Source organism: Marinobacter salarius, assembly GCF_032922745.1.
Taxonomy (GTDB): domain Bacteria; phylum Pseudomonadota; class Gammaproteobacteria; order Pseudomonadales; family Oleiphilaceae; genus Marinobacter.
In genome coordinates, this window is the sequence record NZ_CP136693.1 from 4050493 (window position 1) to 4076610 (window position 26118).

The 26118-nt window shown below is 58.7% G+C and carries 27 protein-coding genes; 8 read left to right on the top strand and 19 right to left on the bottom strand.

The features are described from left to right. The first annotated feature begins 96 nt into the window (after positions 1-96). The 3 genes from R1T46_RS18810 to R1T46_RS18820 all read left to right on the top strand — a co-directional run bounded on the left by R1T46_RS18810 (position 97) and on the right by R1T46_RS18820 (position 2050). Positions 97-666 carry a DJ-1/PfpI family protein gene (locus R1T46_RS18810; protein WP_317306552.1) on the top strand — a complete coding sequence of 190 codons (570 nt, stop codon included), beginning with the start codon at positions 97-99 and terminating at the stop codon, positions 664-666. A gap of 47 nt (positions 667-713) precedes the next feature. Further along, the gene (locus tag R1T46_RS18815; RefSeq protein ID WP_317306553.1) at positions 714-1082 is read left to right on the top strand and encodes a ribbon-helix-helix domain-containing protein; all 369 of its coding nucleotides are present in this window, start codon (positions 714-716) and stop codon (positions 1080-1082) included. A gap of 107 nt (positions 1083-1189) precedes the next feature. Further along, positions 1190-2050: a PA4780 family RIO1-like protein kinase gene (locus R1T46_RS18820; RefSeq protein ID WP_317306555.1), complete on the top strand. Its 861-nt coding sequence runs from the start codon at positions 1190-1192 to the stop codon at positions 2048-2050. Here the strand turns inward: R1T46_RS18820 and R1T46_RS18825 are convergent. From R1T46_RS18825 to R1T46_RS18855, 7 genes are all read right to left on the bottom strand, one after another. Then, a complete protein-coding gene (locus R1T46_RS18825) occupies positions 2047-2442 on the bottom strand; it encodes a hypothetical protein (RefSeq protein ID WP_292048355.1) in 396 nt (131 codons plus the stop codon). The genes R1T46_RS18820 and R1T46_RS18825 overlap by 4 nt on opposite strands. 23 nt (positions 2443-2465) lie before the next feature. Continuing rightward, on the bottom strand, positions 2466-2999 hold the full coding sequence (locus tag R1T46_RS18830) for a hypothetical protein (protein ID WP_317306558.1): 534 nt from the start codon (positions 2997-2999) through the stop codon (positions 2466-2468). A gap of 136 nt (positions 3000-3135) precedes the next feature. After that, positions 3136-3810: a hypothetical protein gene (locus tag R1T46_RS18835; protein WP_317306559.1), complete on the bottom strand. Its 675-nt coding sequence runs from the start codon at positions 3808-3810 to the stop codon at positions 3136-3138. Beyond that, positions 3811-4155: a YdbL family protein gene (locus tag R1T46_RS18840; protein ID WP_288353699.1), complete on the bottom strand. Its 345-nt coding sequence runs from the start codon at positions 4153-4155 to the stop codon at positions 3811-3813. It abuts the gene before it with no gap. Between the two features lie 29 nt (positions 4156-4184). Beyond that, positions 4185-4403 carry a YnbE family lipoprotein gene (locus R1T46_RS18845; protein ID WP_051946621.1) on the bottom strand — a complete coding sequence of 73 codons (219 nt, stop codon included), beginning with the start codon at positions 4401-4403 and terminating at the stop codon, positions 4185-4187. 5 nt (positions 4404-4408) lie between these two features. Then, complete coding sequence (locus R1T46_RS18850) at positions 4409-6208, bottom strand: YdbH domain-containing protein (protein WP_317306561.1); 1800 nt, start codon at positions 6206-6208, stop codon at positions 4409-4411. 19 nt (positions 6209-6227) lie between these two features. Further along, entirely contained in the window at positions 6228-7796 is a 1569-nt protein-coding gene (locus R1T46_RS18855) for a bifunctional GNAT family N-acetyltransferase/carbon-nitrogen hydrolase family protein (protein WP_317306563.1), read from the bottom strand. Positions 7797-7955: 159 nt separating this feature from the next. Here R1T46_RS18855 and R1T46_RS18860 point away from each other — a divergent pair, with 159 nt between their 5' ends. Beyond that, positions 7956-8459 carry a C40 family peptidase gene (locus tag R1T46_RS18860; RefSeq protein WP_036204461.1) on the top strand — a complete coding sequence of 168 codons (504 nt, stop codon included), beginning with the start codon at positions 7956-7958 and terminating at the stop codon, positions 8457-8459. On the opposite strand, the gene R1T46_RS18865 is transcribed toward R1T46_RS18860, so the two are convergent. Continuing rightward, on the bottom strand, positions 8456-9493 hold the full coding sequence (locus R1T46_RS18865; RefSeq protein ID WP_278368191.1) for a sodium:calcium antiporter: 1038 nt from the start codon (positions 9491-9493) through the stop codon (positions 8456-8458). The two genes, R1T46_RS18860 and R1T46_RS18865, sit on opposite strands and share 4 nt — an antisense overlap. Positions 9494-9528: 35 nt before the next feature. After that, positions 9529-9924 carry a DUF2784 domain-containing protein gene (locus R1T46_RS18870; protein WP_041335836.1) on the bottom strand — a complete coding sequence of 132 codons (396 nt, stop codon included), beginning with the start codon at positions 9922-9924 and terminating at the stop codon, positions 9529-9531. A 176-nt stretch (positions 9925-10100) separates the two neighbouring features. Between R1T46_RS18870 and R1T46_RS18875 the strand changes: the two genes are divergently transcribed. Beyond that, entirely contained in the window at positions 10101-11219 is a 1119-nt protein-coding gene (locus tag R1T46_RS18875) for a sensor domain-containing diguanylate cyclase (protein WP_041335833.1), read from the top strand. A 5-nt stretch (positions 11220-11224) separates the two neighbouring features. Here the strand turns inward: R1T46_RS18875 and R1T46_RS18880 are convergent, their stop codons facing one another. Together R1T46_RS18880 and R1T46_RS18885 are read right to left on the bottom strand one after the other, a co-directional pair. Beyond that, positions 11225-12337, bottom strand: a complete 1113-nt coding sequence (locus R1T46_RS18880; protein WP_278368194.1) for an extracellular solute-binding protein — start codon at positions 12335-12337, stop codon at positions 11225-11227. Continuing rightward, complete coding sequence (locus R1T46_RS18885) at positions 12324-14054, bottom strand: chloride channel protein (protein WP_317306566.1); 1731 nt, start codon at positions 14052-14054, stop codon at positions 12324-12326. The genes R1T46_RS18880 and R1T46_RS18885 overlap by 14 nt, the downstream gene beginning before the upstream one ends. A gap of 196 nt (positions 14055-14250) precedes the next feature. Between R1T46_RS18885 and R1T46_RS18890 the strand changes: the two genes are divergently transcribed. Continuing rightward, positions 14251-16821: an FAD-dependent oxidoreductase gene (locus R1T46_RS18890; protein ID WP_317306568.1), complete on the top strand. Its 2571-nt coding sequence runs from the start codon at positions 14251-14253 to the stop codon at positions 16819-16821. A gap of 27 nt (positions 16822-16848) precedes the next feature. On the opposite strand, the gene R1T46_RS18895 is transcribed toward R1T46_RS18890, so the two are convergent. Next, positions 16849-18231 (bottom strand): L-serine ammonia-lyase, encoded by a 1383-nt coding sequence (locus R1T46_RS18895; RefSeq protein ID WP_317306576.1) that lies wholly within the window; start codon positions 18229-18231, stop codon positions 16849-16851. Between the two features lie 329 nt (positions 18232-18560). Between R1T46_RS18895 and R1T46_RS18900 the strand changes: the two genes are divergently transcribed. Then, on the top strand, positions 18561-19673 hold the full coding sequence (locus tag R1T46_RS18900; protein ID WP_317306577.1) for a GlxA family transcriptional regulator: 1113 nt from the start codon (positions 18561-18563) through the stop codon (positions 19671-19673). Here the strand turns inward: R1T46_RS18900 and R1T46_RS18905 are convergent. The 3 genes from R1T46_RS18905 to R1T46_RS18915 all read right to left on the bottom strand — a co-directional run bounded on the left by R1T46_RS18905 (position 19665) and on the right by R1T46_RS18915 (position 23745). Beyond that, positions 19665-21401 (bottom strand): formate--tetrahydrofolate ligase, encoded by a 1737-nt coding sequence (locus R1T46_RS18905; RefSeq protein ID WP_317306578.1) that lies wholly within the window; start codon positions 21399-21401, stop codon positions 19665-19667. The two genes, R1T46_RS18900 and R1T46_RS18905, sit on opposite strands and share 9 nt — an antisense overlap. Then, positions 21382-22311: a methylenetetrahydrofolate reductase gene (locus R1T46_RS18910; RefSeq protein ID WP_041335352.1), complete on the bottom strand. Its 930-nt coding sequence runs from the start codon at positions 22309-22311 to the stop codon at positions 21382-21384. The genes R1T46_RS18905 and R1T46_RS18910 overlap by 20 nt, the downstream gene beginning before the upstream one ends. Positions 22312-22383: 72 nt before the next feature. Beyond that, on the bottom strand, positions 22384-23745 hold the full coding sequence (locus R1T46_RS18915) for a glycine cleavage T C-terminal barrel domain-containing protein (protein ID WP_317306579.1): 1362 nt from the start codon (positions 23743-23745) through the stop codon (positions 22384-22386). 217 nt (positions 23746-23962) lie between these two features. Here R1T46_RS18915 and R1T46_RS18920 point away from each other — a divergent pair, with 217 nt between their 5' ends. Then, a complete protein-coding gene (locus R1T46_RS18920; protein WP_036205745.1) occupies positions 23963-24364 on the top strand; it encodes a DUF2721 domain-containing protein in 402 nt (133 codons plus the stop codon). Positions 24365-24420: 56 nt separating this feature from the next. Here the strand turns inward: R1T46_RS18920 and R1T46_RS18925 are convergent, their stop codons facing one another. The 4 genes from R1T46_RS18925 to thpR are packed head-to-tail and all read right to left on the bottom strand — an operon-like array spanning position 24421 to position 26109. Beyond that, on the bottom strand, positions 24421-24699 hold the full coding sequence (locus R1T46_RS18925; protein WP_036204442.1) for a hypothetical protein: 279 nt from the start codon (positions 24697-24699) through the stop codon (positions 24421-24423). Positions 24700-24710: 11 nt separating this feature from the next. Beyond that, the gene (locus R1T46_RS18930) at positions 24711-25139 is read right to left on the bottom strand and encodes a PaaI family thioesterase (RefSeq protein WP_041335346.1); all 429 of its coding nucleotides are present in this window, start codon (positions 25137-25139) and stop codon (positions 24711-24713) included. A 35-nt stretch (positions 25140-25174) separates the two neighbouring features. Next, complete coding sequence (locus R1T46_RS18935) at positions 25175-25570, bottom strand: acyl-CoA thioesterase (protein WP_036204438.1); 396 nt, start codon at positions 25568-25570, stop codon at positions 25175-25177. 20 nt (positions 25571-25590) lie between these two features. Next, positions 25591-26109: an RNA 2',3'-cyclic phosphodiesterase gene (gene thpR, locus R1T46_RS18940; RefSeq protein ID WP_305956646.1), complete on the bottom strand. Its 519-nt coding sequence runs from the start codon at positions 26107-26109 to the stop codon at positions 25591-25593. Positions 26110-26118 lie beyond the last annotated feature (9 nt).

Here is a 26118-nt window from a genome sequence, read left to right on the forward strand (position 1 = left end):
TTATAACATAACACTGTAGTATTCCCCTAATACCCGCTGCGATTCGCCCGCTGATACTGTAGTCAGGCTACCACCAACAAGCACAAGGAGACGGGTATGAGCGGTAAAAAAATACTGATGATCACCGGTGATTTCACCGAGGACTACGAAACCATGGTGCCCTTTCAGGCACTTCAGGCCGTTGGCCACACGGTACACGCCGTCTGCCCGGACAAAAAGTCAGGAGACACCGTGGCCACGGCCATCCACGACTTCGAAGGCGACCAGACCTACACCGAAAAGCCGGGTCATCGTTTCGCCCTGAACGCCGATTTCACCGGACTCAACCCCGCGGATTATGACGCGCTTGTCGTACCCGGTGGTCGCGCCCCGGAATACCTACGCCTGAACGAAGACGTCAAGAAACTGGTCCGCCACTTCTTTGAAACCGAAAAACCGGTGGCTGCCATTTGTCACGGCGCACAGCTGCTGGCCGCGGCCGGTGTGCTCGAAGGCCGCGAATGCTCTGCCTACCCGGCGTGCCAACCGGAGGTGGAGCTGGCGGGAGGCCGCTTCGCCGCCATCGACGTTGACGCCGCGGTCACCGATGGTAATCTGGTAACAGCACCGGCATGGCCAGCTCATCCGCAATGGCTGGCACAGTTTTTCACACTGCTGGACAAGTGACGGAAACGGGGCTGCCAATGCAGCCCCGGATTCACGAGGATCACACCATGTGTAAACTCTTCGTCCACGCGGATTCCGAACTCTGGATCAGCCGCACCCATTCCCTGCGCATCGACGGCATGGTCACCAGTATTCGCATGGAGAACGCGTTCTGGAACGCTCTCACAGAAATCGCGGCCCGGGACGGCATGAACCTGCCCCAGATGATCACCAGGCTTTATCACGAATCCATTGATGCCGGGCATGACCTGGGCAACTTCACCTCCTTTTTGCGGGTCTGTGCCATGCGATACGTCGCCCTGCAACTCAGCGGCGATATTCCCCGCGACACTCAGGTACCCATCGCCTCCCTGGATGCCGACAAGATCCTCGCCAGGAACATGGACCAGAAGCCCCCCAGCGAAGCCACGCACTAAATCCGCGAATATGAGGGGTCTTTTACCAATTTCAGGTAAGATGCCCCCATACACGCCGGTCGACATCCGATGACCCGCCAGGCCCAACCAGCCGACCGAAAGGATCTATGAAGATACCCAAACGATTGCAGCCCCTTGTCGATGACGGCATGGTGGACGAAGTGCTCTACCAGTTGATGAGCGGCAAGGAGGCTCAGGTGTTCGTAGTGCGCTGCGGTGACAGTGTTCGCTGCGCCAAGGTGTACAAAGAGGCTCAGAAACGCAGCTTCAAACAGGCCGTTCAATACCAGGAAGGCCGCAAGGTTCGTAACAGCCGCCGCGCCCGCGCCATGGGCAAGAAAACCCGCTACGGCCAAAAGGAACAGGAAGACGCCTGGCTGAACGCCGAGGTGGACGCCCTTTATCGTTTGGCAAGTGCTGGCGTGCGAGTACCGGAACCGTTTGGGTTCGTGGATGGCGTGCTGCTGATGGAGATGATTGCCGACGAAGACGGCAAAGCCGCGCCACGGTTGGACGATGTCACGCTCACGCCGGAGCAGGCCAGGGATTATCACAGCAAAGTCATTGCTGACGTGGTGCGCATGCTCAGCGCCGGCCTGATCCATGGCGACCTGTCAGAGTTCAATGTTCTGGTCGATGCCACCGGCCCGGTCATCATCGACCTGCCGCAGGCGGTCAATGCCTCTGGCAATAACAGCGCAGAAAGAATGCTGGAACGGGACGTGGACAACATGCGCCGCTATTTCGGCCGTTTCGCCCCTGAACTGTTGAACACGGATTATGGCAAGGAAATCTGGGCGCTCTATGAGTCCGGCGATTTGCACCCCGACAGCCGGCTTACCGGGTGTTTCGAGCACGACACGGAAAGCGCCGATGTGGACGAGCTGATGGCGGTTATTGATGCCGCGAAAGAGGAAGAGCGCGAACGCCTGGAACGCCTGAGGGATGCCGAGGCCGGCGACGACTAACCCACTTTCTCCACAAACCGACTTGCCACACGATCTGACAACATCAGGTGGGCCAACGCCGGGTACGGCAGGTAATGACTAAGCAGGAACAGTACTCCCGAGGAGTCCAGCCCGGCAGACAGGCCCACATAGGCACCCCAGGCCACGAACAGTGCGCCGAGAAAGCCGCCATAGGCCCACAGCACGCGCCCGCGCTCTTCACTGGTCGGCACCCGTTTCAATACCCGGGCCACCGACCAGCCGATGTAGGCTGCAATCAATGCCGCGATCACCACTGAAACCACCACTCCTGTCAGCCCGAACAGGAAGCGCGCCAGATAGTTGGTGAGAAAAAACAGAACAACGGCGCTGACGGCGACAATGGTTACCCGCGAACGCTTCAGATCTTCCATACACAGATTCCCGGTCGGTTACATCACAAGGTTTGCACCGTTTTAACATTCCGGGCGCGCAGAAGCGACTTTGCTTCCTGAATCTGTTGTGTGCTTTCTGCATGAATGGCCAATACATAATGGCCCTTGCGCAATGCGGACTGCGCCTTCATCAGATAGGGTGTATGGTCGGGGCGGATTGTTATGCCCCCTGCGAGCAATAGCCCGAGCATCAAACCAAGCGCGGTGAGCGCGGACGCTGAAACCACCGTATTCTGCGAGATAAAGCCAATGCCAAGGGCATTCAGTATTACATAGACGACAAAACCCGATATGGCACCGCCGACACTCAGGCCCACGTGGGAACGAACAAGCGTCTGCCAGATGCCCTGGTCTTCAGGCTCAAGTTCTTTTCCCTGGCGCCGGTCCGCGGGGCTCAGCACGGAAACCTGATCATTGGTCAGGCTTGTCTCGTTGCACAATGCTTTTGCCGTTCCATTGGCATCTGACTCTGCCTCGAAAACGGCAGCCACTTTGTGGCTTTCGTGCTCACCGGTCAAACTCATTGAGGGTTTCATGACAATACCTCCTGAGTCTTTCAGCGAATGGATGGGGCGTTTGCTGTGGAGCATCGCCCCTCTATCCCCAAACATACAACACACATACCTGTATTTCGAATGACCATCCAGCAATAAGGCCCTCGGAGGGCCCGCTCTACCAGGCCAGCCAGATCACGTGGCGTGCGCCCTTGCCCGGTCGCAAAGCCCTGACCGTAACCGGCTCTACGGAGAAGCCCGCGCGGCGCAGCCTTTCGGTGAATGCATGCTCCGGGCCAGCGGACCAATAGGCCAGTACGCCGTCGGGGCTAAGGGACTTCTGGGCAGCTGCGATACCGTCCGGGGAGTAAATCCAGTTATTCTCCTTGCGGGTGAGCCCTTCCGGGCCGTTGTCCACATCCAGCAGGATGGCATCCCAGTTGCCATCGCCTTCTCTCAGCAACTCCGCCACATCGCCCACATGAACACTGGCACGAGCATCGTTCAGTGGATACCCGGCGGCAGCGCCCAGCGGCCCCCGGTTCCAGTCCTCGACCTCGGGTACGAGCTCCGCCACGGTTACCCTGGCATCCTCTGCCAGAGCCGCCAACGCCGCAGCCAGCGTGAACCCCATGCCCAGCCCACCAATCAATACCCGGGGCCCAGCCACGCCACCGATACGCTCGCAGGCGAGCGTGGCCAGCGCGTCCTCCGAGCCATGCAGGCGGCTGTTCATCAGCTCACCGGTGGTACCGGCAATCTTGATAGAGAACTCATCATTGCGTTGCAGCAGTCGCAACCGGGTCCCGTTACCGGGAATCGTCGCTGTACCGATTTCCTGGAATCGGCCCATCTATTTTTTAACCCACTGACCATCCTTCAGGATGTACTGCCCCGATGGTGTTTTTTCCAGTGCTTTCTGGCCGGCCACCGTTTCCACCTGGGTGACGGGAATGTCGTGTTTCTCGGCAATGCGGGCGTATTCATCCCGACGAGCCTGGTTGATGGCGTCAACAATACCCTGAGCGTTTCCGCTTGCCTTGACCACGTCCAGATAACCCGTTGGGGTTTCCCCTACCAGCCCTTGCTGTTTGGCAGTATCCAGCTGGCTTTTGGCCTCTTGCAGCCCCATGGCCGCGGCCGGTATGGCCAGGCAAAGCACGAGGATAAACGCACCGAGTTTGGAAAACCGTTTCATGAGTGACTCCCTGGATTCAGAATTGACCATCAGAACAACCCCTTCTCGCCGAAGAGTTCATCCACCTCTTCGTCCACCTTCACGTAGATTTCATGCTGGATCTTGACGTTCAGGTTCACGGTGATGGGCTCCTTGGGCGCCTCCATCCTGACCGTAGGCGTGCAGGCTGCCATACCCAGGGCCAGTGCCAGCAGCACCAGCGTGTAACCACCTTTTCCGGACAAACCGCCCGGCCCAAATGCGACCATATGCCTTACTCCTGATTGTTTCCCGCCCCGGTGGATTGACGTTGCGCGTCCCGCTCCCGTATCAGGTTGCGCACTTTTTCTGTCACGGCGTCATTGACCCGGCCACTCAGTTGCAGGCTGGTCAGCAACGCTGGAATGTCCTCTTCCAGATTGATATTCAGGACAATGGGATGACCATCTCGTACTTCGGGGCTGCTGCCTTCCAACCGCAATCCCAGCACAAGGGTACCATCCTGAGCGTAGTCTATCGTGCTGTTGAGAACGGAGTAGTGAAAGTTTTCCATGGCCTGGACCACCAGTGCCATCGCCTGGTTACCCTGAGCCATCCCCTTCAATCGATCGGCAGGCAGTTTCAGCGTACCGCCAGGAGCCACCGCCTGGACCTGCCCGGCATCAATGCTCACACCCTCCGGACCAACCCGGACCGGAATGGCGCCCTGAAGCAAACCACTGCCCGCCAACCCCTCGGCGGGGTATACCTGCATCAGTTTCGCCAGTTCAATGCCGCTGAGTTCAAGGGGAATCCGCAGCGGCATGTCGGCAAGTTGCCATTCTCCGGGTGTGACCCAAACCTCGCCACCCAGAAGCTCGGAAGAGGCCTGGTCCAGAACCAGGGTACCGCTGGCAATCTGATCCCGGGGTGAGCGATAGAGGCCGGCGACCCGCACATCGCGCAAGGCGATGCCCGGATTGAGGATATCTAATACCAGGTCGGAGGTCCGGACATTTACGTGGTCATTGTCCAGGTTCAGATTCACCCTGCCGTCGAGACCGGTCCAGGCCGTCCGGTCGTACAATCCACCAAGGTTATCGAAAACAAGGTCTCCCTGAACGCGGATGCCCTGAGATGGGAAGCGCGCACTCAGGGCCGCCTCGACGCGGCCGTCACTCACCTCGAGCGCCGCGGGCCACGCGGTGAACGTATCCGCCAGCGCGCGACCGCCACTTGCTCCGGCAGCGTTCATGCTCACCTCAAGCGCCGGTATGCCTTCGAACGGATAGTTCATGTCCATGTCAGCATCGACGCCTGCATCCGACGAAAGCCTGCCTTCGATCTTCAATTCGCTGAGGGTGCCGTCCAGTTGCCCATCGAATCGCCAGGGCTGGGGAAGCAACTGGGAGTTGTGAATGGTGGCGACGGTCGCTTCAAACGGCCCCTCGACCGCAAGACGCTCCAATGCCATGGGGGCCAGCTGATAGTCCCCGACCAGAGTCACACCCGCCAGGTTGACCACGAGGTCATCCAACCGGGAATCCTTTCCGGGCGCGGCAATATCGTCGAACTCGACACGGCTTTGTTCGCCGAGGGTCAGTGTTGCAGACCGCTCGCTGGCTGTACCGCTGACCGTCAGGTTTATCCGGCCTTCACCCATCGTCCAGCCAGCAAGGCCCCGTTCAGCCACGCGCCCTTCGATCTTCATGGCGCTGGTGGTGAGTTGCCGTTTATCGGGTTCCAGGGGACTTGAGATTGTCAGATCGCCCTCAGCATGGACACCTTGCGGCAGAGTCAGTGCCAGTTGTTCGATCACAATGGCCTCGGGCATGGGGCCATACCAATGCCAGCGCCAGGCCAGCGACAGTTGCTTCCCCACCATGTGATAGCGCTGCCCTTCCCGGCTCTGGGTTGCAGACAATCGGTGCAGTCGCAGGCCCGCCAGCGAGACGTCACCCCATCGCCATTCAAGGTTGCTGATGCCGTTGGCCTTCCGCCAGGTCTCCCACGCCACAAGGGCATACAGGCCTCCCGCCATCGACAACATGACAATCAGGCTCAGAAGCAGTAGCAGGCATCGGCGTAATGTCATGAAAGCTGCCATCAATGGGTCAGTGTCCGCGCCAGTTCACCGTGTACAGGTCGTGGCGGCGATCCTTGAGGTTCTTCACGGTGCCGCTGTTGCGGGCGGTAAGCAGTGTTTCCGGCCGTAGATCGGCAAAGGCGACGGTCTCCACGTTCGGCGTGGTATCCGCGGCGATGCCATCACGGGCAAAGGGAAAATCACAGGGTGTCAGGATGCAACTCTGGCCGTACTGCAACTCCATGTTGGGCACTTTGGGCAGGTTGCCGACATTGCCGGACATGATCACGAACAGCTGGTTTTCCACCGCACGGGCCTGGCAGCAATACCGTACCCTCAGATAACTCTGGCGCTCATCGGTACAGAAAGGCACGAACAGGATCTGGATGCCCTGGTCCACCAGATGACGCGTCAGCTCGGGAAACTCCGCATCGTAGCAAACCAGGACACCAATGGGGCCGCAATCGGTTTCAATGGCAGTGACACGGCTGCCACCGGTGATATTCCACCAATAGGCTTCGTTTGGCGTGGGGTGAATCTTGGGCTGCGAGAACACCTGCCCGTCCCTCAGGAAGACATAGGCAACATTGCGAACCCGGCCGTCCTCTTCCTTGACCGGCGTGGAGCCACCGATAATGTTGATGTTGTGCCTCAGGGCCAGATCCCGCATCAGGTTGCGGAAGGGTTCGGCGTATTCCGTCACCGCTTCGATGGCTTCTGCCGGGGTCCCTTCACGGCTTTCAATGGACAGCAATTGCAGCGTGAACAACTCCGGGAACACCACGAAATCACCTTTGTAGGTGGACACCACATCCACAAAGTACCGGACGATGTCGCTGAATTCTTCAAACGATGTCACCCGGCGCTGCTGGTACTGGACCGTGCCGATCCGAACGGTGTCGGGCATTCGCCGCCCGTATCGCTTGCGTTTGCCATTGTCGCCGTTACGGGCAACCTTGGGATTCCGCCAGGTCAGGTGGATACCGTAACCAAGGGAAGCGTGGTCAGCATCCAGGTAGTGCGGAATAATGCCGTGGATTTCAAAACCGTTGTGTAATTGGAACGACAGTACCGGGTCCCGCTGCTTTTTCGATTTCACCGCCTCCACGTACTCTTCCACCGATTCAAACTTCTTCAGGCGCCTGGCCAGTGTCGGTAACCTGCCCGCGAACACAACGCCCTGCAACTCCAGCGCCTGGCAGAGCGTTTTACGTTCGTTGTACAAGCGCTCACCAATGCGGTAGCCACGGCAGTCGGGGTCTACACACACCTCCATGCCGTACAGCCACTCCCCTTCCGGGTCGTGGCGCGAGGCATAACCGTTACCGGTAATTTCTGTCCAGTCATGGGGCGCCAATGCAACGTCTTCACCAATACGAAACGTGGCGCAATACCCCACCACACGGTCACCCAGCATGGCGACAAACTGGCCATCAGGAAAGGTGTTGATCTGCCCTGTCAGGGGGCCAGCGGTGTAGCCATACATCCCTGTGCCCGCGTACACCCGGCGGCTCAGGGCGATGATTCCCGGTATATCGCCAAGGGTGGCGTTTCTTACGTACAGGCGCTGTGTCTTGTCTGAAAAGGGAGGACTCATGGAAACCTCGGAAGCTGGAAGCCTAAAGTCATAGTTCGCGAAATGTCCTCGAGCCGTCAAGTGGCCTCTGCAGAAAACAAATCGAAGCAAACTTTAACCTGACAAACCGGCGCCAGGCCTTTTAGAGTAGGCCCATGTAAAACGATTAGAGGCTTTCCCATGAATCGGCGCCCAGTGCTTCCGATGCTCGCAATCCTGATGGCCGTCGGCCTCGCAGGCTGCGCCAGTAACCAGAACCTGCCTCCAACGAATGGCACCACCTGGCAGCCCCCTCACAACGCCACACCCGAGGATGCGGCGACAGCAGATCGGTTATGGCAGGTATTCGAGCGTTACGAAGGCACGCCCTATCGCTACGGCGGCACCTCAGCCAATGGCTTCGATTGCTCTGGCTTCATCGCCACTGCCTTCGATGAAGCCCTCGGCCGTCAGTTACCCCGTACAACCTCACAGATGCTGGCATCCGGTGACGTGGTCGGGCGTGACCAGCTGCGTGCTGGCGACCTGGTGTTTTTCCGTATCAAAGGCAAGGACCAGCATGCTGGCATCTACATGGGTGGTGACAGCTTCATTCATTCCTCGACCTCCATCGGCGTTACCCGCTCGTCCCTCAACGGATACTACTGGCGGGATCGTTTCAGCCAGGCTAGACGGTTTGACTAGCCCGCCAATAGCAACACCACGCCCAGCAGATAGAGAACCATGATAACCACGCTTTCTGTACCGATCTGACCGATACCGTGGCGCTCACGGCGGATCAGCCCCATCATCAGCACACCGGACATCAAGAGGGTGAGCGCCGCCCAGAATACCGAATCCTCCGGCATGGCATGGTAGATCGACCCGTCCCGGTAGGCGATATCGGAGGCTGCAGTAAACAGCGTGTCGAACGCGTTGCCGCCAATGATACCGCTTACGGCCAAGGTCAGCGCGCCTCGGCGAACCGCGGCTATGGACGTCACCAGCTCGGGTATTGACGTACTGATCGCCGTCAACATCACGCCAACAATCGTCTGGCTCAGGTTAGCCCTGTCTGCAATCACCGTTGCCGCCGGCTCCAGCATCCAGCCTGCAATTCCGAGCACCAGCATCAGCGCCAGAAATTCAATCCAAAGCCGTAGCAGCGGCGGCATGGCTGTTACGTCGTCAGGCTCGTCTTCCCGCGTGTCCCTGGTTATTGAAGGCCGCCACATGGGCGATTCCGATGCGTCCCTCACCAGGTAAATTCCGAAAATGTAGGCACCCAGAAGAACCGGTGTGACCGGATGAACACCGAAGAACGTCACGTCCGGCAGGTGGGGCGCGAACAGGATCAACGCCAGAAGGCAGATCAACAAGCCGTTCTGCATCATGTTCGGCACAGACGCAGCCGCATGCTCGAGATTGGCGCGACGATAAACCATGTCCGCCACCGCAAGGAAAAACGTCTGGACAGCAATGCCACCCAAAGCGTTGCTCACGGCCAGTTCCGCGTTGCCGTGCCACGCTGCAGTCACCGACAGCACCGACCCACCCAGGGATGTCGACGCCCCCAGAAGCACCGCACCCGCAGCGGCCTCTCCTATTCCTGTGCGGTCAGCGAGTTGGTCCACAACCCGTGTGATACGCGTACCGGCCAGCGCAATAATGGCGGCACACACGAAAAACACGAGACTACCCTGAAGAAGGGTCCAGCTTCCGGGAGACGATAGCTCCACGTTAAAAATCTCCTTGGAAAAAGAGAGAATGGCGCCTATCTGCGCGAGCGAGGCGGAAACCACCACCAGGTAGCGACGACCAGAAGCCCAAATACCGTATAGGCGGCAATGAACACCCAGGCAGGCGCATCGTAATAGAGAATCTGCTGCAGCCAATGCTCGATAAAGCTGCCGGTGTAGCCATCAACACCCGCCTTTGACCGTAGCCATATTTCCAGCGTGGTCAACGGGCAGACAATACCAAGCCAGGCCTCTGCAACCACGATGGCAATCGCGCCCAGATGGGCCAGCCGGAACCACAAGTTGTTCACCCAACGCCAACCCAGGCCGTTGCCCGCCAGCACCAGAACCAACCCGAACAGAACGAAGGCCACCACCAGCAGATGAATGGTCAGGACGGTATCGGCGAGAATCTGATAAACGTTGCCCATGACGACTGTCTACTCTAACAAATTGCCAGATTCCTATGATCCCGCCAGATAACATCGGTTGGCAAACGTGGACTCGCGCACGGAATGCACGATAATATCTGTAGCAAATACCTACAATCTTCTGTGGTTATGTCGGCGCCTCAAGCGCGCCCGTGATAAACGGAATTACAAACGCTATGGATCCAGCACCCGGAAATCATCTCCAAGCCGTCAAAATAGAACTTAACCGCCTTGAGACCTACCGGCGGCGTACCTATCTTGGCGTACTGGCCCTGACCGTGGCTATCATGATGCTCAGTTGGGCCTTCCGGGAACAGAGCGATCCGTTCATTACCATCGCCTACCCTGTTTTTTCCATCATTCTCACCATTCTTGGCTTCGCATTCTGGCACCGATCCTTGCAGCTCAGAACCATGGAAATCACCCTCGTCGCTGTAGTCGGGACAATGATTCTCAGCCGCCTCGCATGGCATTTTGCGGTTGGCGACCCGCTCGGCGAACACCTTCTTTTGCTCACGGGCGGGCACTACTGGGCAGTGGGTATCATGATCGTTGGCGGTTTTATTGCGCTTGGTTTTCGGGGCGGCATGGTGACAGGTGTCGCGACCTTGCTGTTTTCGGGCGCGCTGGCCACCCAGGAAGTCTCTCAATGCTTCCTGGCAGCAGGCGATCACTGTCAAAACTGGGTATACCTGCTGCGCATCCATCTGTTCCTCACCGTTCTGTTGGTGCTTACCAGCGCCGGAACGCTGCTGCGTGAACGCTCCTGGAGTGCCTTTGCGCGAGCTGAAACCCTGCACCATTGGGCGAACACAGACCCGCTATGCGGCCTGGCAAACCGCCGGGGTGCTGACCGTTTCCTGTCTGCCGAAGCCGCCCAGGCAGACCGATACCAGCGCCCTCTGACCATCATTCTGATTGATATTGACGAATTCAAGAGCATCAACGATGACTACGGCCACGAAATCGGTGATGCGGTGATTCGCGGGTTTGCAGACATCCTTTCCAAAACCGTTCGTGAAGTGGACCTCGCCGCACGCTGGGGCGGAGACGAATTCCTCGTCGCTACACCGGGCGTGGACCTTCGCAGCGCCCGCCATGCTGCACAGCGCTGCCGCCGCGCCATTGAAAGGGCACCCATCGCGGGTGTCTCCGTGACCGCAACCGTCGGTATTGCCGAATACCTGCCTGGGCAGGGCATCGAGGATGCCATCAGCCGGGCCGACGCCATGCTATACCGCGCCAAGGCCGCTGGCCGAAACCGGGTGATTACGGAAGCCTGCGAACTGATCTGAACGCCCTACTGGCGCTCCAACCACTCCAGAAACCATTGCTCCCGCAGATCAACGGTCTGCGAATACCAATGGTGGTCACGGATTACAGCATTGTCCAAATGAGAGGGAGCGGTCGGCATGTAGGGCCGCATGGGCACCCCTGCATCAGTGTGCAACCCAACCCTCTGCTGGGCCGACTTGCGTGTTGGCCCATAGCTGATCAGGTTGGCCTGGGCGGCCATGTTTTCTGCCCGGGTTGCAAAGGCGATAAAATCCGCTGCCTGGTCTGACTGATCGGTGCCACGGGGAATCGCCCAACTGTTAAAGCCAATCAACTGTCCGTCCCATATAACCGAGATCGGGGCACCTTCCATCGCCCTCGCATGGAAGAATCGACCATTGTAGCCCGTAGCCATGGCAGCCTCGCCACTGGTCAGCAGTTCCACTGATTCGTCGCCACGGGTCCACCAGATGATGGCCTCGCGGATGTCATCCAGCCGCTGGGACGCCAACTCAAGCCCGCGCCGGGTACTGAGCAGATCGTAAAGCTGCTCTCTCGGCACCGAAAGTGACAGCAGCGCCCATTCGAAGAGCCCAACCGGCGATTTTCTGAGCGCCCGCTTTCCTGGAAAATCCTCCAGATTGAAGAAATCCTCCACGCTGTCTGGCTTTACCCCCGGGAACGCCCGGTTGTCGAAGGCAATAACGGTTGAGAACACAATCTGGGTGATAAAACACCGGTGAATGGCGTCGTCCATGAAGTCATCCACGGCCGGCGTACCATCGGGGGCCGGTACCAGAATGTCCGGTTCAACGATATCCAGCAGGCCTTCCTCACAGGCGGCGCTGGCGTCGGACTGTATCATGTCAATCACATCCCACTCGGCATCACCATCGGCAAGATGCTCCCGCAAGGCCTTCACTCCGCCGTCGTAATGCACAGTCTCAATCTCGACACCGGTTGCCGCCGTATATGGCTCAAAATAGGCCCTTCGCTGACTCTCCTCGTAGGCACCACCCCAAGTGACGACAGTGAGCACCTCGCGCTCCTCATCCCCGCCTTGCGCCTGCAGGGCCGCCGGAATGACCAACAGGCCGATCATCAGCAAACGAAGTCCCGGTAAGCTAAGCCGCTTCATTTTCTTCCTCACGCAGGTCATGCACGATTTCAAGATACGCCCTAATGACCGCCTCTTCCGGAACCACACCTATCAATCGGCCATCCCGGTCCACCAACGGTACAGCTTCGCCGAGGAAACCCCGCAACATGTCCATGGATTGCCATACCGTGGTGTCGTGATCAAAGAGGGTGAAAGATCGGATCGCCACGTCAGACACCGGCGTATCGGCGGCGCAGTTAACCATGCCCTGCAGCCTGAGCACACCCAGCAGTTTGCCCTCCGGCGTCAGGACCATGGCCTCGGAACGGTGGTCCTCCACCAGGCGCTGACGAACATCTCCCACGGTGTCGTGGGCGTTGGCCGTAGTCACGGCCCTGGAAAGATAATCACTGATCCTGTGAGTCTCCAGTATCGCCTTGTCGCGCCCCAGAGACAGGTCAAAGCCACGGGCACGCAACTGCAGATCGAACAGCGAACGCCCGATCACGCGATAGGAAATCAGGTTGGCAAACACCACAGACACCATGGCGGCGATCGTCAGGTCGTAACTGCGGGTCAGTTCGAACACGATCAGAATGGTGGTCAACGGCGCCCCGATAACGGAACTGGCCAGTGCCATCATGCCGCAAATGGCATACACCACCAGGCCTGAGTGGGGCACTGGTACCACATAAGGCAACACCAGACCGAAAAAGGCTCCGAAGAGAATTCCGATCAACAGGGCCGGACTGAAAACCCCACCTACGAAGCCAAATCCCACGCACAATGCCGTCAACCCAAGCTTGGCGATGATGATCAACGCCAGCTCACCAATACCGAATGCACCTTCGATGGTGGCAAAGCGCAGGGTTTCCTGCCCAATCCCCAGCACCTCCGGTATCCACAGGGCTACCAGCCCCACCGTCAAGCCTGCGGCGGCCGGCCGTGCCCACGCTACACCAATCCAGCGACGTGCGGCGTTGGTACTGAGCCGAAGCAGCACCATGAACACCCAGGCCAGACCTGCACATAGCACACCTTCGAGGGCGAAAAACACGAACTCGTAGCTATGCGCCACGCGATCGAAATTCACCAGGAAAAGCGCTGGGCGGTCAAAGATCACATTGGCGATGATATAGCCGGTCGCCGCGGCCACCGTAACCGGTGCGAACGCACGCAACGAATAGTGGCGCAGGATCACTTCGTGGGCAAACACCAGCCCCGCAATGGGGGCATTGAACGCCGTGGAAATGGCCGCTGCCACACCACAGGCAATCGCAATGGAACGCTGATGGCGCAGGTTAAGCCGCAGACGCCCCACCAGATTCCCGAACATCGCGCCCAGATACACCAACGGGCCATACTGCCCAACCGAGGCACCACTACCCAGAGAAACCAGCGCCGCGAAGGTTGATGCCACACCACTCCTGAAGCCGGGAGCCGGCCTGGTGGTCTGCGCCGCCAGGATTGCATCCGGCGGGGCCAGGCCACGTTTTTCCTGAACCAGAAAGTGCACGACCAGGCCGACGATCAGGCCACCAACGGTGGGTACGAGAATCGTCGCCGTCGCTACCAGCCCCGGCTGGTCCTCCGCGAGTATGCGGGCGTAAGGAGACATTAGCAGCCGGTCGTTGAGATAGTGCACCGCATCCACAAATCCGATCGCTGCCAGTGAAGCAGCACTTCCTACAGCAATGGCCACCACTGTCACCATGCCAATCTGATACACGATCTGCTGAACGCCGCGCCTGTCCATACTGCAAGTAAAGTCCCGATTGCCACGGGACTCAACTGCTCACATTGAAAACCGGTCAGGCGCAAACGTTACACGAACACCCCTGCCGTTTTTGGACGACTTGGTGTCGTATTGGATTTACCACCCATGACCAATCCGGGCCACATTGAATCAAGGCCGCACACGCGACTGACATTGTGGGTAAAGGGGGATCGAGATGGCACAACTACCGAAACGTGCAAAAGTCGTCATCATTGGCCAGGGCGGTATCGTTGGCTCATCGGTAGCCCACCACCTGATCGAACAGGGCTGGGACGACATCGTAGGGCTGGAAAAGTCTGCCATTCCCTCGGACATCGGCTCTACCTCCCATGCCTCGGATTTCTGCTTCACCACCTCCCACGACAAGCTGAATATCTATACCACCAAGTACAGCCAGGCGTTCTATGAGAAACGCGGCAACTATGTGAAATGCGGCGGCATGGAAGTGGCTCGCGCTGATGACGACGAGCGCATGGACGAACTCCGCCGCAAGGTCGGTTCCGGCAAGGCATTCGGCACCAACGTCAGCATGATTTCACCGAAACAGGCGAAAGAACTGTTTCCCCTTTTGAACGAAGACTGTATCCAGGGCGCCATGTGGGACCCGGACGCGGGGCTGGTGGTGCCCCGCTCCCAGAGCGTTGCAGGCGATCTGGTTGAAGAGGCGGTCGCTACCGGGAAATTGCAGGCCTTTGCCTACACTCCGGCCATCCGCATCGACGTACAGGACGGCCAGGTACGGGGCGTGGAAACCCACAAAGGCTATATCGAAACCGAGTACGTGGTGCTGTCCATGGGCATCTGGGGGCCCCTGATGGCCAATACCGCCAACTCGCCCCTGCCGCTGATGCCACTGGAACACCCGCTGCTGTTCTTCGGCCCTTACGAGGAACTGGCCGGCACCGGCAAGCAGATTGTCTATCCCTTGTTCCGCGACCAGGGCAACTCCGCCTACGTGCGGGATACTGGCGACCCTACCACCACTGAGGGTGGCCGCATTGAGTGGGGCTATTACGAAGCGGAAGATCCTCGACTGGTCTACCCCGGGGCCATTTCCGAGCCCCGCGAAGCACGGATGTCGCCATCCATGAGAGACCTGACGCTGGATCAGGTCATGGATGCCTATGAGAAAGCCATCGAAATGACGCCGATCCTCGGCGAACTGGGCTGGGAGGAAAAGCACTCCTTCAACGGCCTGCTGTCGGTCACACCCGACGGCGGATCACTGATGGGGGAATCCCCGGAAGTGCGCAACCTCTGGTTCTGTGAAGCGGTCTGGGTCAAGGACGGCCCCGGTGCAGGCAAAATTCTGGCGGACTGGATGACCCATGGTTCTCCGGAAATGGACCCCCACAGCATCGACATCGCCCGCCACTATCCGCTACAGAAAACCCCGGACTACGTGTACAACCGCTGCTACGAAACCGCCAAGAAAATCTACACCCCGGCGGTTCATCCCCGCGAGCCCTACATGACCGGTCGCAGGATGCGAACCAGCCCCTTCTATCTGCGGGAAGTCGAGCTGGGTGCCTATTTCATGGAAGCCGCCGGCTGGGAGCGGGCCCACGGCTACGCCGCCAACGAGTCCACTTTGCTGGCGAAATACCGCGACCGCATTCCGGTACGGGAACATGAATGGGACGCCCGGCATTTCTGGGAAGTGTCCAACGCCGAGCAACTGGAAATGAGCGAATCGGTGGGCATGATCAACCTTTCCCACTTCGCTATTTTCGACATCTCCGGTGACGACGCCGAAACTCTGCTGGAGTACCTGTCCGTCGCCAAGGTGGGCGGCACCATCTCTCATGGCAAGGGTGTTTATACTCACTTTCTGGATGCACGTGGCGGCATCCGCTCAGACCTGACCATCATCCGACGGGGCGACAACGATTACCGGGTGGTCTGCGGCGGCGACACTGGCCATCGGGACCATTGCTGGATCAAACGCATCGCACGGGAAAAAGGCCTGAACAATATCCGCCTGCAGGACCGCACCGATGAGCTGGCCACCCTGGGGCTTTGGGGGCCGAAGGCGCGGGAAACGCTGGCACAGTTCGTCACCAACCCTGACGAGCTGTCGGCAGAGAATTTCCCATTTGCCACCGCCAGAGAACTGAATATCCAGGGCGTTCCGGTGTGGGCGTTCCGGATATCCTATGTGGGCGAACAGGGCTGGGAGCTCTATTTCCCGTTCAGCTATGGCCTGCGAATCTGGGATCTGCTGTACGAAGCTGGTGTTACGCCGGTTGGCATTGAAACCTACGCCAACACGCGCCGTCTGGAGAAGAGCCTGCGGCTGCAGAACGTAGACCTCGAAACGGAGTACAACCTTTACGAAGCCGGGCTCCAACGGCCCAAGGTCAAGGAGGCAGACTTCCATGGCAAGGCAGCCTACCTGGAACAACGAAGCTGGTCACAGCAGGCCGCGTACCTGTGCACCATGACCATGACGGAACATCGGGATGCCAACGGGGTATTGCGCTACCCGGTTGGCCAGTGGCCGATCCTCGACCCGCAAACCGGAGAAGTGCTGGTGGACAGTCACGGCCGCCGCTCCTACAACACCAGCGTGGTCTGGGGGCCGTCGGTGGGCAAGATCATCCTGCTGGGGTACATTCCCGTGGAGTATGCTCAGGAAGGCCGTGAACTGACCCTGGAGTACTTCCAGGAGCACTACCCCATCCGTATTGAAGCCGTCGGCTACCGGGCGCTGTTTGATTCGGACAACGAGCGGGTCAAGTCCTGAACGCCATCGTTCAGTCAACACTGGCGGTCAGCACTCGATGATGTTGACCGCCAGCCCGCCTCTTGAAGTTTCCTTGTACTTGTCCAGCATATCGCGGCCGGTTTCGCGCATGGTGTGCAACACCTTGTCGAGGGACACAAAATGCTTGCCGTCACCCCGCAAGGCCATGATGGCCGCGTCGATGGCTTTTACCGATGCCATGGCATTGCGCTCGATACAGGGGATTTGCACCAGCCCACCAATGGGATCGCAGGTCATCCCCAAGTGGTGTTCCATGCCGATTTCGGCGGCGTTCTCAACCTGTTCCGGAGAACCACCCGTAGCCGCAGCCAGGCCGGCGGCAGCCATCGCACAGGCCGATCCCACTTCGCCCTGGCAGCCCACTTCCGCCCCTGAAATGGACGCGTTTTCCTTGAACAGTACGCCAATCGCCGCTGCTGTCAGCATAAAGCGGACAACGCCGTCTTCATCCGCCTGGGGGCAGAACTCCCAGTAGTAATGCAGCACCGCAGGGATAATGCCAGCAGCGCCGTTGGTCGGTGCGGTCACAATCCGGCCGCCGGCCGCGTTCTCTTCATTGACGGCAAGGGCATAGAGATTCACCCAGTCGAGCGCGCTCAACGATGGCGATATCAGGTCCACTCGCGTTTTATCCATCAGCGAGCGATACAGAGACGCCGCCCTGCGCCGGACCTTGAGGCCTCCGGGCAACTCCCCCTCATGGCGGATACCGTTTTGCACACACTCACGCATTACGCGCCAGAGCTCGAGAATGCCCGCTCGAATGTCATCGGCCGTACGCCAGGCCTGCTCGTTGGCCAACATTATGTCGGCGATGGTGAGCTCGTGTTCCTGGCAAAGGGCCAGCAGGGTTTTCCCGCTGTTGAAGGGATAAGGCAAGGGCGTGTCGTCTGCGCGGATTTCCAGGCTGCCATCGGCGTTCGCCGCCACCACAAAACCACCGCCGACCGAGTAATAGGTGTGCTCACACAGGCACTGCCCGTGCTCGTCAAATGCCTGACAGACCATACCGTTGGGGTGTTCTGGCAGCGATTTCCGCCGGTAATACACGATATCGGTACTCTCGCGGAAACGAATCTGATGTTGACCGGCGAGGCTGAGGATTCCTGTGCTTCGAATACGCTCAAGCCGCCCCGGCATTTGCTCGGGATCAATCCGGGCCGGCCGCTCGCCTTCCAGCCCCATCATCACAGCCGGGCCAGTGCCATGACCCTTGCCGGTAGCACCTAAAGAGCCATACAGGGATACCTTCAGCCGATGCACGGAAGCCAGCAGACATTCTTCGTCCAGGCCACCTGCAAACCGGCGCGCGGCCTCCATGGGCCCGACGGTATGGGAACTGGACGGGCCAATGCCTGCCTTGAACAGCTCAAATAGACTGACAGCCACTTCGCAGCCTCCTACCTTGGGGTGTGCTTCAAGGATAGCGCTATTGGCGGTCCAGCGCCTGCTTGCTGACGACATTCGAACGATGGTTTACGACAGTTCGGGCCCGCCCAAAAAACAGCACTAACGTCGCATCTGGATCATTCCGCAAAGCCCCGTGTCGGTTGTGGACCATTCGCTACCGGGCCGCCAGCATAGAATGAGATCACATTGGAACTGATCACTTATTGCACTATCAAAGTGCAACAACTAGTGTTCAAGTTAAGGCATCAAACTGGGTGTGACAGCCAGACATTGCCGCGACAGGCCCAGGCGGGGCGAGGGGGTTTACCATGACCGCTGACAAAGGCTCATACACAGATCGGCCCGTCCAAGAGCCCTATCGAGTCGGCTTCCTGCTGATCGATAATTTTACCCTGATTGCCCTGGCTACGGCCGTTGAACCTCTGCGCATGGCCAACCAGTTGGCCGGCACTGAACTCTATTCCTGGAAGCTGCTCACGGCCGGAGGCGAACCCGCTCGTGCCAGCGATGGCATTTCAATGTTGCCGGATGCGTCTATCCAGGAAGAACATCGTTTTGACCTGGTGATCGTGGTGGCCGGTATTGATGTCACACGGAGTTTCTCCCGCAAGGAGGTGATCTGGCTGAAGCTGATGGCGCGTCGCCATGTCCTCCTAGGAGCCGTCTGCACCGGGCCCTATGTCCTGGCCAGCGCAGGCCTTCTGGACGGGCACGCCTGTAGCGCCCATTGGGAATGCCTGGAGGCCATGCAGGAGGGCTTTCCACGGGTGCAGACCAACAACCGCCTGTTTACTGTCGAGCGGGAACGTATGACCTGTACCGGTGGCACCGTCCCCATGCACATGATGCTCAGTTTTCTGGCACGGCGTCACGGCCAGGAACTCAGTAATGCAGTATCCCACATGTTTGTGTGCGACCGGGTGCGCGAGGAAAGTGAACAGCAGCCCATGCCCATGCACCCGCGACTGGCGTGCGCTCAACCCAAACTGGCGGAAGCGGCCCAGTTGATGGAGGCCAATATCGAAGAACCCATCGAACTGAAGGAACTGGCAACACTGGCCGGCATTTCACGGCGGCAACTGGAACGGCTGTTCCTCAAGCACATGGGCTGCACACCGTCGCGCTATTACCTCCGGGTACGCCTTAACCGGGCACGACGGCTGCTCAAGCAGACATCCTGCTCGATTGTGGAAATCGCCTCCATGTGTGGGTTTGTATCCGCCACCCATTTCAGCCGATGCTACCGCAAGACCATGGGGCGCGCGCCCAAATACGAGCGAATGGAAGTTTCTTCCCAGGGCTCTTCCAACACGGTTCTTACCGATTCCATGGCCAGTCTGCCGTCCTCCTCCCTGCAGGCTTTGAGGCGCGCCCGTGCCGAGCCAACCTATGGTATTTTTGAGGGTACCGGTTCAGGTTAATCCCATCACCAGGCCATTATCATCCAACGCAATGTCCAACGCCGCGGGACGACGTGGCAACCCGGGCATGGTCATGATGTCGCCACACACCGCCACAACAAAGCCGGCGCCGGCCGCCAGGCGCACTTCCCTTACCGGCAGTGTATGGCCGGATGGCGCTCCCTTCACCGACGAATCCGCCGAGAAGCTGTACTGGGTCTTGGCAATACATACCGGCAGGTGGCCAAATCCCAGGCTTTCGTATTCCTCGAGTTGCCGCTTCGCCACCGTGGTGAATTCCACGCTTCCGGCGTGGTAAATGCGCGTGGCGATGGTGCGGATTTTATCCGCCAGCGGCAGGCTGTCTTCATAGAGAAAGTTCACCTCCGGTGTGCCTTCGTCCATCTGATCAAGCACTGCCTGGGCCAGTTCGGTGGCACCCTCACCACCCAGGGCCCAATGGTCGGCAGGCACTGCACGCACACCCAGCGACTCACTGATGGATTGCACCAGTGACATTTCCTCCTCGGTATCGTCCGGGAAACGGTTGATGCACACCACTGGCGTCAGCCCGAACTGCTGCAGATTACGGACGTGCCGCTCCAGGTTGGCAGCACCGGCCCTCAAGGCGGCGAGGTCGGGAACGGAGAGCTGGCTGCGAGAGACCCCGCCCTGCATTTTGAGCGCCCGAATGGTACAGACCACCACGGCGGCGTCTGGCCGCAGGCCTGTGTGCCTGCATTTGATATCAATGAACTTTTCCGCCCCCAGGTCGGCGCCAAATCCCGCCTCGGTGACCACCACATCGTTCAGGGCCAGAGCCGCACGGGTAGCGGTCACGGAATTACAGCCGTGGGCGATATTGGCAAACGGCCCACCGTGGATGAACACCGGGTTGTGTTCCAGGCTCTGGACCAGATTGGGCTGCAGTGCCTCTTTCAGAAGCACAGTCAGCGCCCCTTCAACGCCCAGGTCGCGAACGGTCACCGGGGTCATATCAGAGCGCCTGCCGATAATGATATTGCCCAGCCGCTGCTTGAGGTCCGCCCGACCGTCCGCCAGGCACAGGATCGCCATGATCTCAGACGACACCGTAATATCGAACCCGGTTTCCCGGGGCACGCCGTGGGCCGCACCACCAAGCCCACACACCAGGTTGCGCAGGGAACGGTCGGTCAGGTCCATCACTCTCCGCCAGCTCACATAGCGAGAGTCCAGGCCCGTCTCATTACCCCAGTGGATGTGGTTGTCGATCAATGACGCCAGCAGATTGTGGGCCGTGGTGATGGCGTGGAAGTCACCATTGAAATGCAGATTGATGTCTTCCATCGGAATCACCTGCGCGCGGCCGCCGCCGGCTGCGCCTCCTTTCATGCCGAAACAGGGTCCCAGGGAGGGCTCCCGCAGGCACACGGACGAACGCACGCCCAGGCGGTTGAAGCCGTCGTTTAGCCCCACACTCGTGGTGGTCTTGCCCTCCCCCGCTGGCGTGGGCGTAATGGCGGTCACAAGCACCAGTTTGCCCCGGGGTGCACTATCAGAGGTATCCACATAGGCCATATCCAGTTTGGCCTTGTAGTGGCCGAACGGCACCAGGCTCTCCCCCGGCAGACCGAATCGCTGTTGGGCCAGCAGCAGAATAGACTGAGGTTGGACCGAGCGAGCAATCTCAATGTCAGGAGTCCCCGGCGGCGGAAAGTCGGCTTCCGGTGGTGTTGCAGGTGTCAGCTTACTGTACTGAAGGCTCATGGAACTGACCTCTCTGGTCCTCAATGGACCCACTGTGTTCTTGAATCCATTGCGCCGATTGGCGCAGGCCACCGAATGGGAAAAGATGAATGCCCCGTAACAAGGTATCCGGGTTGTCCAGGCAGTACTGGACAAGCGCGCGTACCATTCCGTCTGGCGACCACGCGCGTAACAATTTGGCGCTGCCAGGGCGTCGCAGCATCAGACGGGCCGATGCCCCCACCCCGCATTGAGCCGCATAGGCAATGAGCGTTTTCACCCGCGTCGGGCCGGCCATGCCAATGTACACCGGCACCTCTTCCAGGATGCTGCCCAGGCTTTGCAGCCAGTCGATGACCACGTTGGCGTCAAAGGTGAACTGAGTGACCACCCAGAGCCGCGTGGATGTCGTGCGCGCGTATTCGCGTTTGATGCCAAGGGCCTGGATGAGGGTTGCCCGGTCCGCCATGGGATGCCCGTCCGGATGGGCTGCCACACCGATACCATGGAATTGGAACTGGGCCAGCAAGCCGGATTCCAGAACGGCCAGGGTATCTGGAAAAGGGCCGGCGATCGCATCACTGTCGCCGGCAATCAGCAGTAAACGGTCAACGCCGATTTCATCCAGTTGCGAGAGCCAGTCCCGAAGTTGCCCGCGGCTCTCGGCCATACGTGCGGGTACGTGGGGAATCGGCTGCATGCCGACGTTCAACAGATGACGGCATGCCCGCAGGGTATCGCTGAATTGGCCTTTTGGCAGAAAAGGCACGTAGACACAGGTGCCCCGCGGCAGCAAATTCGGCAAATGCTCCTGTGCCAGTATCTGGCGGGGTGTTGCCTCAATCGACGCCCAACGTACCAGGGCCTGCATCCGTGCGGTGGCTTCCGCGTCATGGGCACTGAACGGCTGTTTATCACTCACCAGTTTCATGAATCACGCACCCCATTGATACCTGCTTGCATCGGGCAGGAGACGGCCACCGCCGCCTGCCCCACCGTGTTGCTAGTCCGCGAAGTCGATACCCTTCGCTCGTGCCCGCTCGCGGGCGTTGGGGTTCACCGAAGGCCGGAACGGAACTTCCACCACCTCCGCCTCGACAGCCGTTGAACCATCCGTGGCGGCGTATTCCACCGGCAGATGGACCGTCAGGCGGGTCCCAACCGCACGCAAGTCAAACGGCACATAGGCCAGTGCGATGTTGGTTTCCAGCTCAGGCGAGTACCAGGGCGAGGTAACATAGCCCTCCGGCTCGCCGCCGTCCGGCCCGCTGACCAGCCAGAAGTCGTTGGCATAGTCGGTTACCTGGCCACCGCCAAAACGGATACCCACCATGATGTGGCTAAACGGCGGTCGGCCAGCGTCCAGTTGCTCGCGGACTTTCTCAAGCTTCTGCTTACCGATGTAATCCGCGTCCTTGTTGCGAGGCACCTGATACGCCAGATTGCACTGGAATGGCAGGGTTTCCTGATCCACGTCCTGGCCCCAGGAAAGGATACCGGCAGCAATTCGGCGGTGATGCGCCGGCGCAATCACCCTCAGGTTGTGGGCCTCACCGGCGGCAAGCACGGTGTACCAGAGGTCTTCAGCGTATTTGGTGGCTTCCTTGAGGTAAATCTCGTAACCCTTCTCACCGGTAAAACCGGTTTGGGAGATAATCACGTCATGGCCGGCAACCTGGCCCTCCATCAAACCATAGTACGGAATCTCCTTCACGCGCTCACCGAACAGGTCAGCCATGAGCGCCTCAGATTTGGGACCCTGGATCTGCACCGGTGCTACATCGATTTCCGCGATGGTGACGTTGAAGCCCATCCCGATGTTGACGCCCCGCAACCAGAATTCCAGGTCGCTATCGGAAAGGGAGAACCAGAACTCGTCCTCGGCAACACGAAGCAGAACCGGGTCATTGAGAATGCCGCCCTCTTCATTGCACAAGATGACGTACTTGCCACGCATGGGTTTTATCTTGGTGGCATCTCGAGTAATCACATAGTTCACGAAGCGTTCCGCATCCGGCCCCTTTACCTGAATCTGGCGCTCTACGGCGACATTCCACATGGTGACGTCATGTATCAGCGACTCGTATTCCACCATGGCGCCGCCATCTTCCGGACGGACATAGCCCCGGGGGTGATACATACGGTTGTAAACGGTCGCCCGCCAGCATCCAGCTTCGTACGCCAGGTGCCAGTATGGCGACTTGCGTACACGGGTGGAGATCAACATCTCCACCGGCGTGGGGCCGGACTGGCGCAGGTTAATGGGAACCCGACGGTCGGACTGGTCAACACTGTCAGGCTGGCGGGCGGCGCCCGCCCGTTGCTGCGGATAATCCAGAAGTGCTTGCTCAAATTTAACGGCCATTGCTATCTCCCCCTACCGGGTTGTCGATAGCTCTAATGTGACCCTGTTTTCAGTTATCAGGTTGAACCAATACGACACTGGCACAACCAAAAACGTCAACACCACCGTGATGAATCCTGGAAGCCGCGCCAAAGTGCCAAGCATGAGATGGGGCTACAGCAACCGACAAAGCCTGCTATATTGGTCAAACCTGTCCGTGCAGATCAAGGAGTCGACGTTGACACTGACCACCCCCGCCCTTCTGTTTCCCGCCATTTCACTGTTGCTGCTGGCCTACACCAATCGCTTTCTTGTTCTGGCGCAATTGATACGCCAGCTTAAGCAAATGGATACGGAAGAAGACCATGCCCTTATCGCCCGCCAGATCAGCATGCTGCGCAAACGCATTTTGCTGACCAAACGGATGCAGGCTTACGGTGTGCTCAGCTTTTTTGTTTGCACCATGTCCATGTTTGTTCTGTTTGTAGGGGCTCAACTTGCGGGGGCCATCGCGTTCGGCATCAGTCTGATATTGCTGTCGGTCTCATTGCTGTATTCGCTGTACGAAATCGTGATTTCGACCAACGCCATCAACGTTGAGCTTGAGAACTTCGAAGCCAGGAAACGAGCGGGGGAGTAACACGTAAACGTTCAGGAAACTGGAACAGGTCTCCCTTTCTTCACCCGATACATGACCTATCGGGTGCCCCAGATCCTGGCCACCGCGCTGTCGCTGCCGAGCAGTCCTACCACGAAACAGACGAGACTGATCACGAAAAACAGCACAATAGGTAACAAAGCGCTGAAGGTTTCCGCGAAGATTGAAAAGAAAAGCGACACCCCGGACAGAACCAGGAACAGAAAACCGACCACCAGCAGTATTTTACGATGCGACTGACGATAACCCTCGGCGCTTCCACCTTTCTCGAAAAAACAGAGAATGGGCCAGAACAGCTTTCGAAAAATGTCTTTCACTGCACGCCACCTCACCTGTTTTTGGGGCTGACAATGGCCAGTGTCACCGTTGCCTTGGAGACAAGCCTCATGTCGCCGGCCTTGCCACAGTACACCTCAGACTCTACCACGGTTAACGTGGAGCCTGCCTTGAGCACAGTGGCGACACACTCGATATGTGTCCCGCTGGCTGACCGCAGCAGCTTCAGCGAGAAATCCGATGTCAGGACCATCTGCCCGGATTTAACAGCGGAGGCCCCGGCAGCACCGGCCGTATGATCCGCCACCGTAGCCTGCACCCCGAAGTGCACGAAACCGTCCTGCTGCAGATGCCGTTCCGCCAGTACCAGACGGGAGCGACATTCACCGGTTTTGATAGACACCAGTTCCAGACCAATATCTGCAACAAACGGTGCCGATGAAAAAATCCGTTCCACTTCGTTATTGTTAAGCGTGTCCACGTTGTCTCCGGAACTGTGGTTGGCAATCCAGCGGTTTATGCCTCAAAAGTATGCACTGCAAGCTCGCTACGAACCGCTTCAGGGATGGGGACCGACTTTTGAGTCTCGTAGTCGAAATGAATCAGCACGGTAACGCCACGCGCAACCAAAACACCATTTTGCCAAGCTTCCTGGATTACCTCGAAGGAAGAGTTGCCGACTTTGCCAATGCCGGACCGCACCTTAACAGGCGTGGCCCAGTAACACTGGGCTTTGAGATCAATTTCCATGCGGGCGAGAATCAGTGGCCAGCCTTTCGGCTCCAGGGAAGGATGGAATATACGGAACACCGGTGTTCTCGCCTGCTCAAACCAGACCGGGTAAACCGTGTTATTGATATGGCCAAGTGCGTCGGTGTCGCTGAATCTTGGTTCGGTTTCGTAGTGGAACATTTGACTCCCCTTACATCGTGTTAGCGGCAAAGTCTCTCGGGATTTCCGGCGAGGGGAAACCGTTCAATGATCTGATAGACAGACCCATGAGCCCCCTGTGTGCTTTCAAACAACGCGATCCCGCCCACCGAAAAGGTCCCTATAGGTTGTCGTTCCTGAGACTCAAGCAATTCGGCGACTGACCCACGCTGCCTCTTGAAACGAGCCAACGTGATATGTGGGCAGAACGGGCGTTTTTCCTGCTCAAACCCAGGCATGCACAGACTCTGGTTAAGCACCTCGTGAAGCTCAGCCAGTTTATCCGCTGGCTGAACTCCGGCCCACAGATTTTTTGGAAAGTCCGGTCGGCCGAAGCAGCCCAGGCCGCAAACGGTGAGATCAAATTGTCCAACTGGCAGGTTTCGGGCAGCATCACATACATCTGGCAACCGCTGCCTGGCCACACTACCGAGAAATACCAGCGTAAGATGCAGCTGATCCGGTCGCTGCCAGCGCGCCCCAGCAACCGGTTGCTGGATTGACACCAGACGCTGCTTCACTGAATCGGG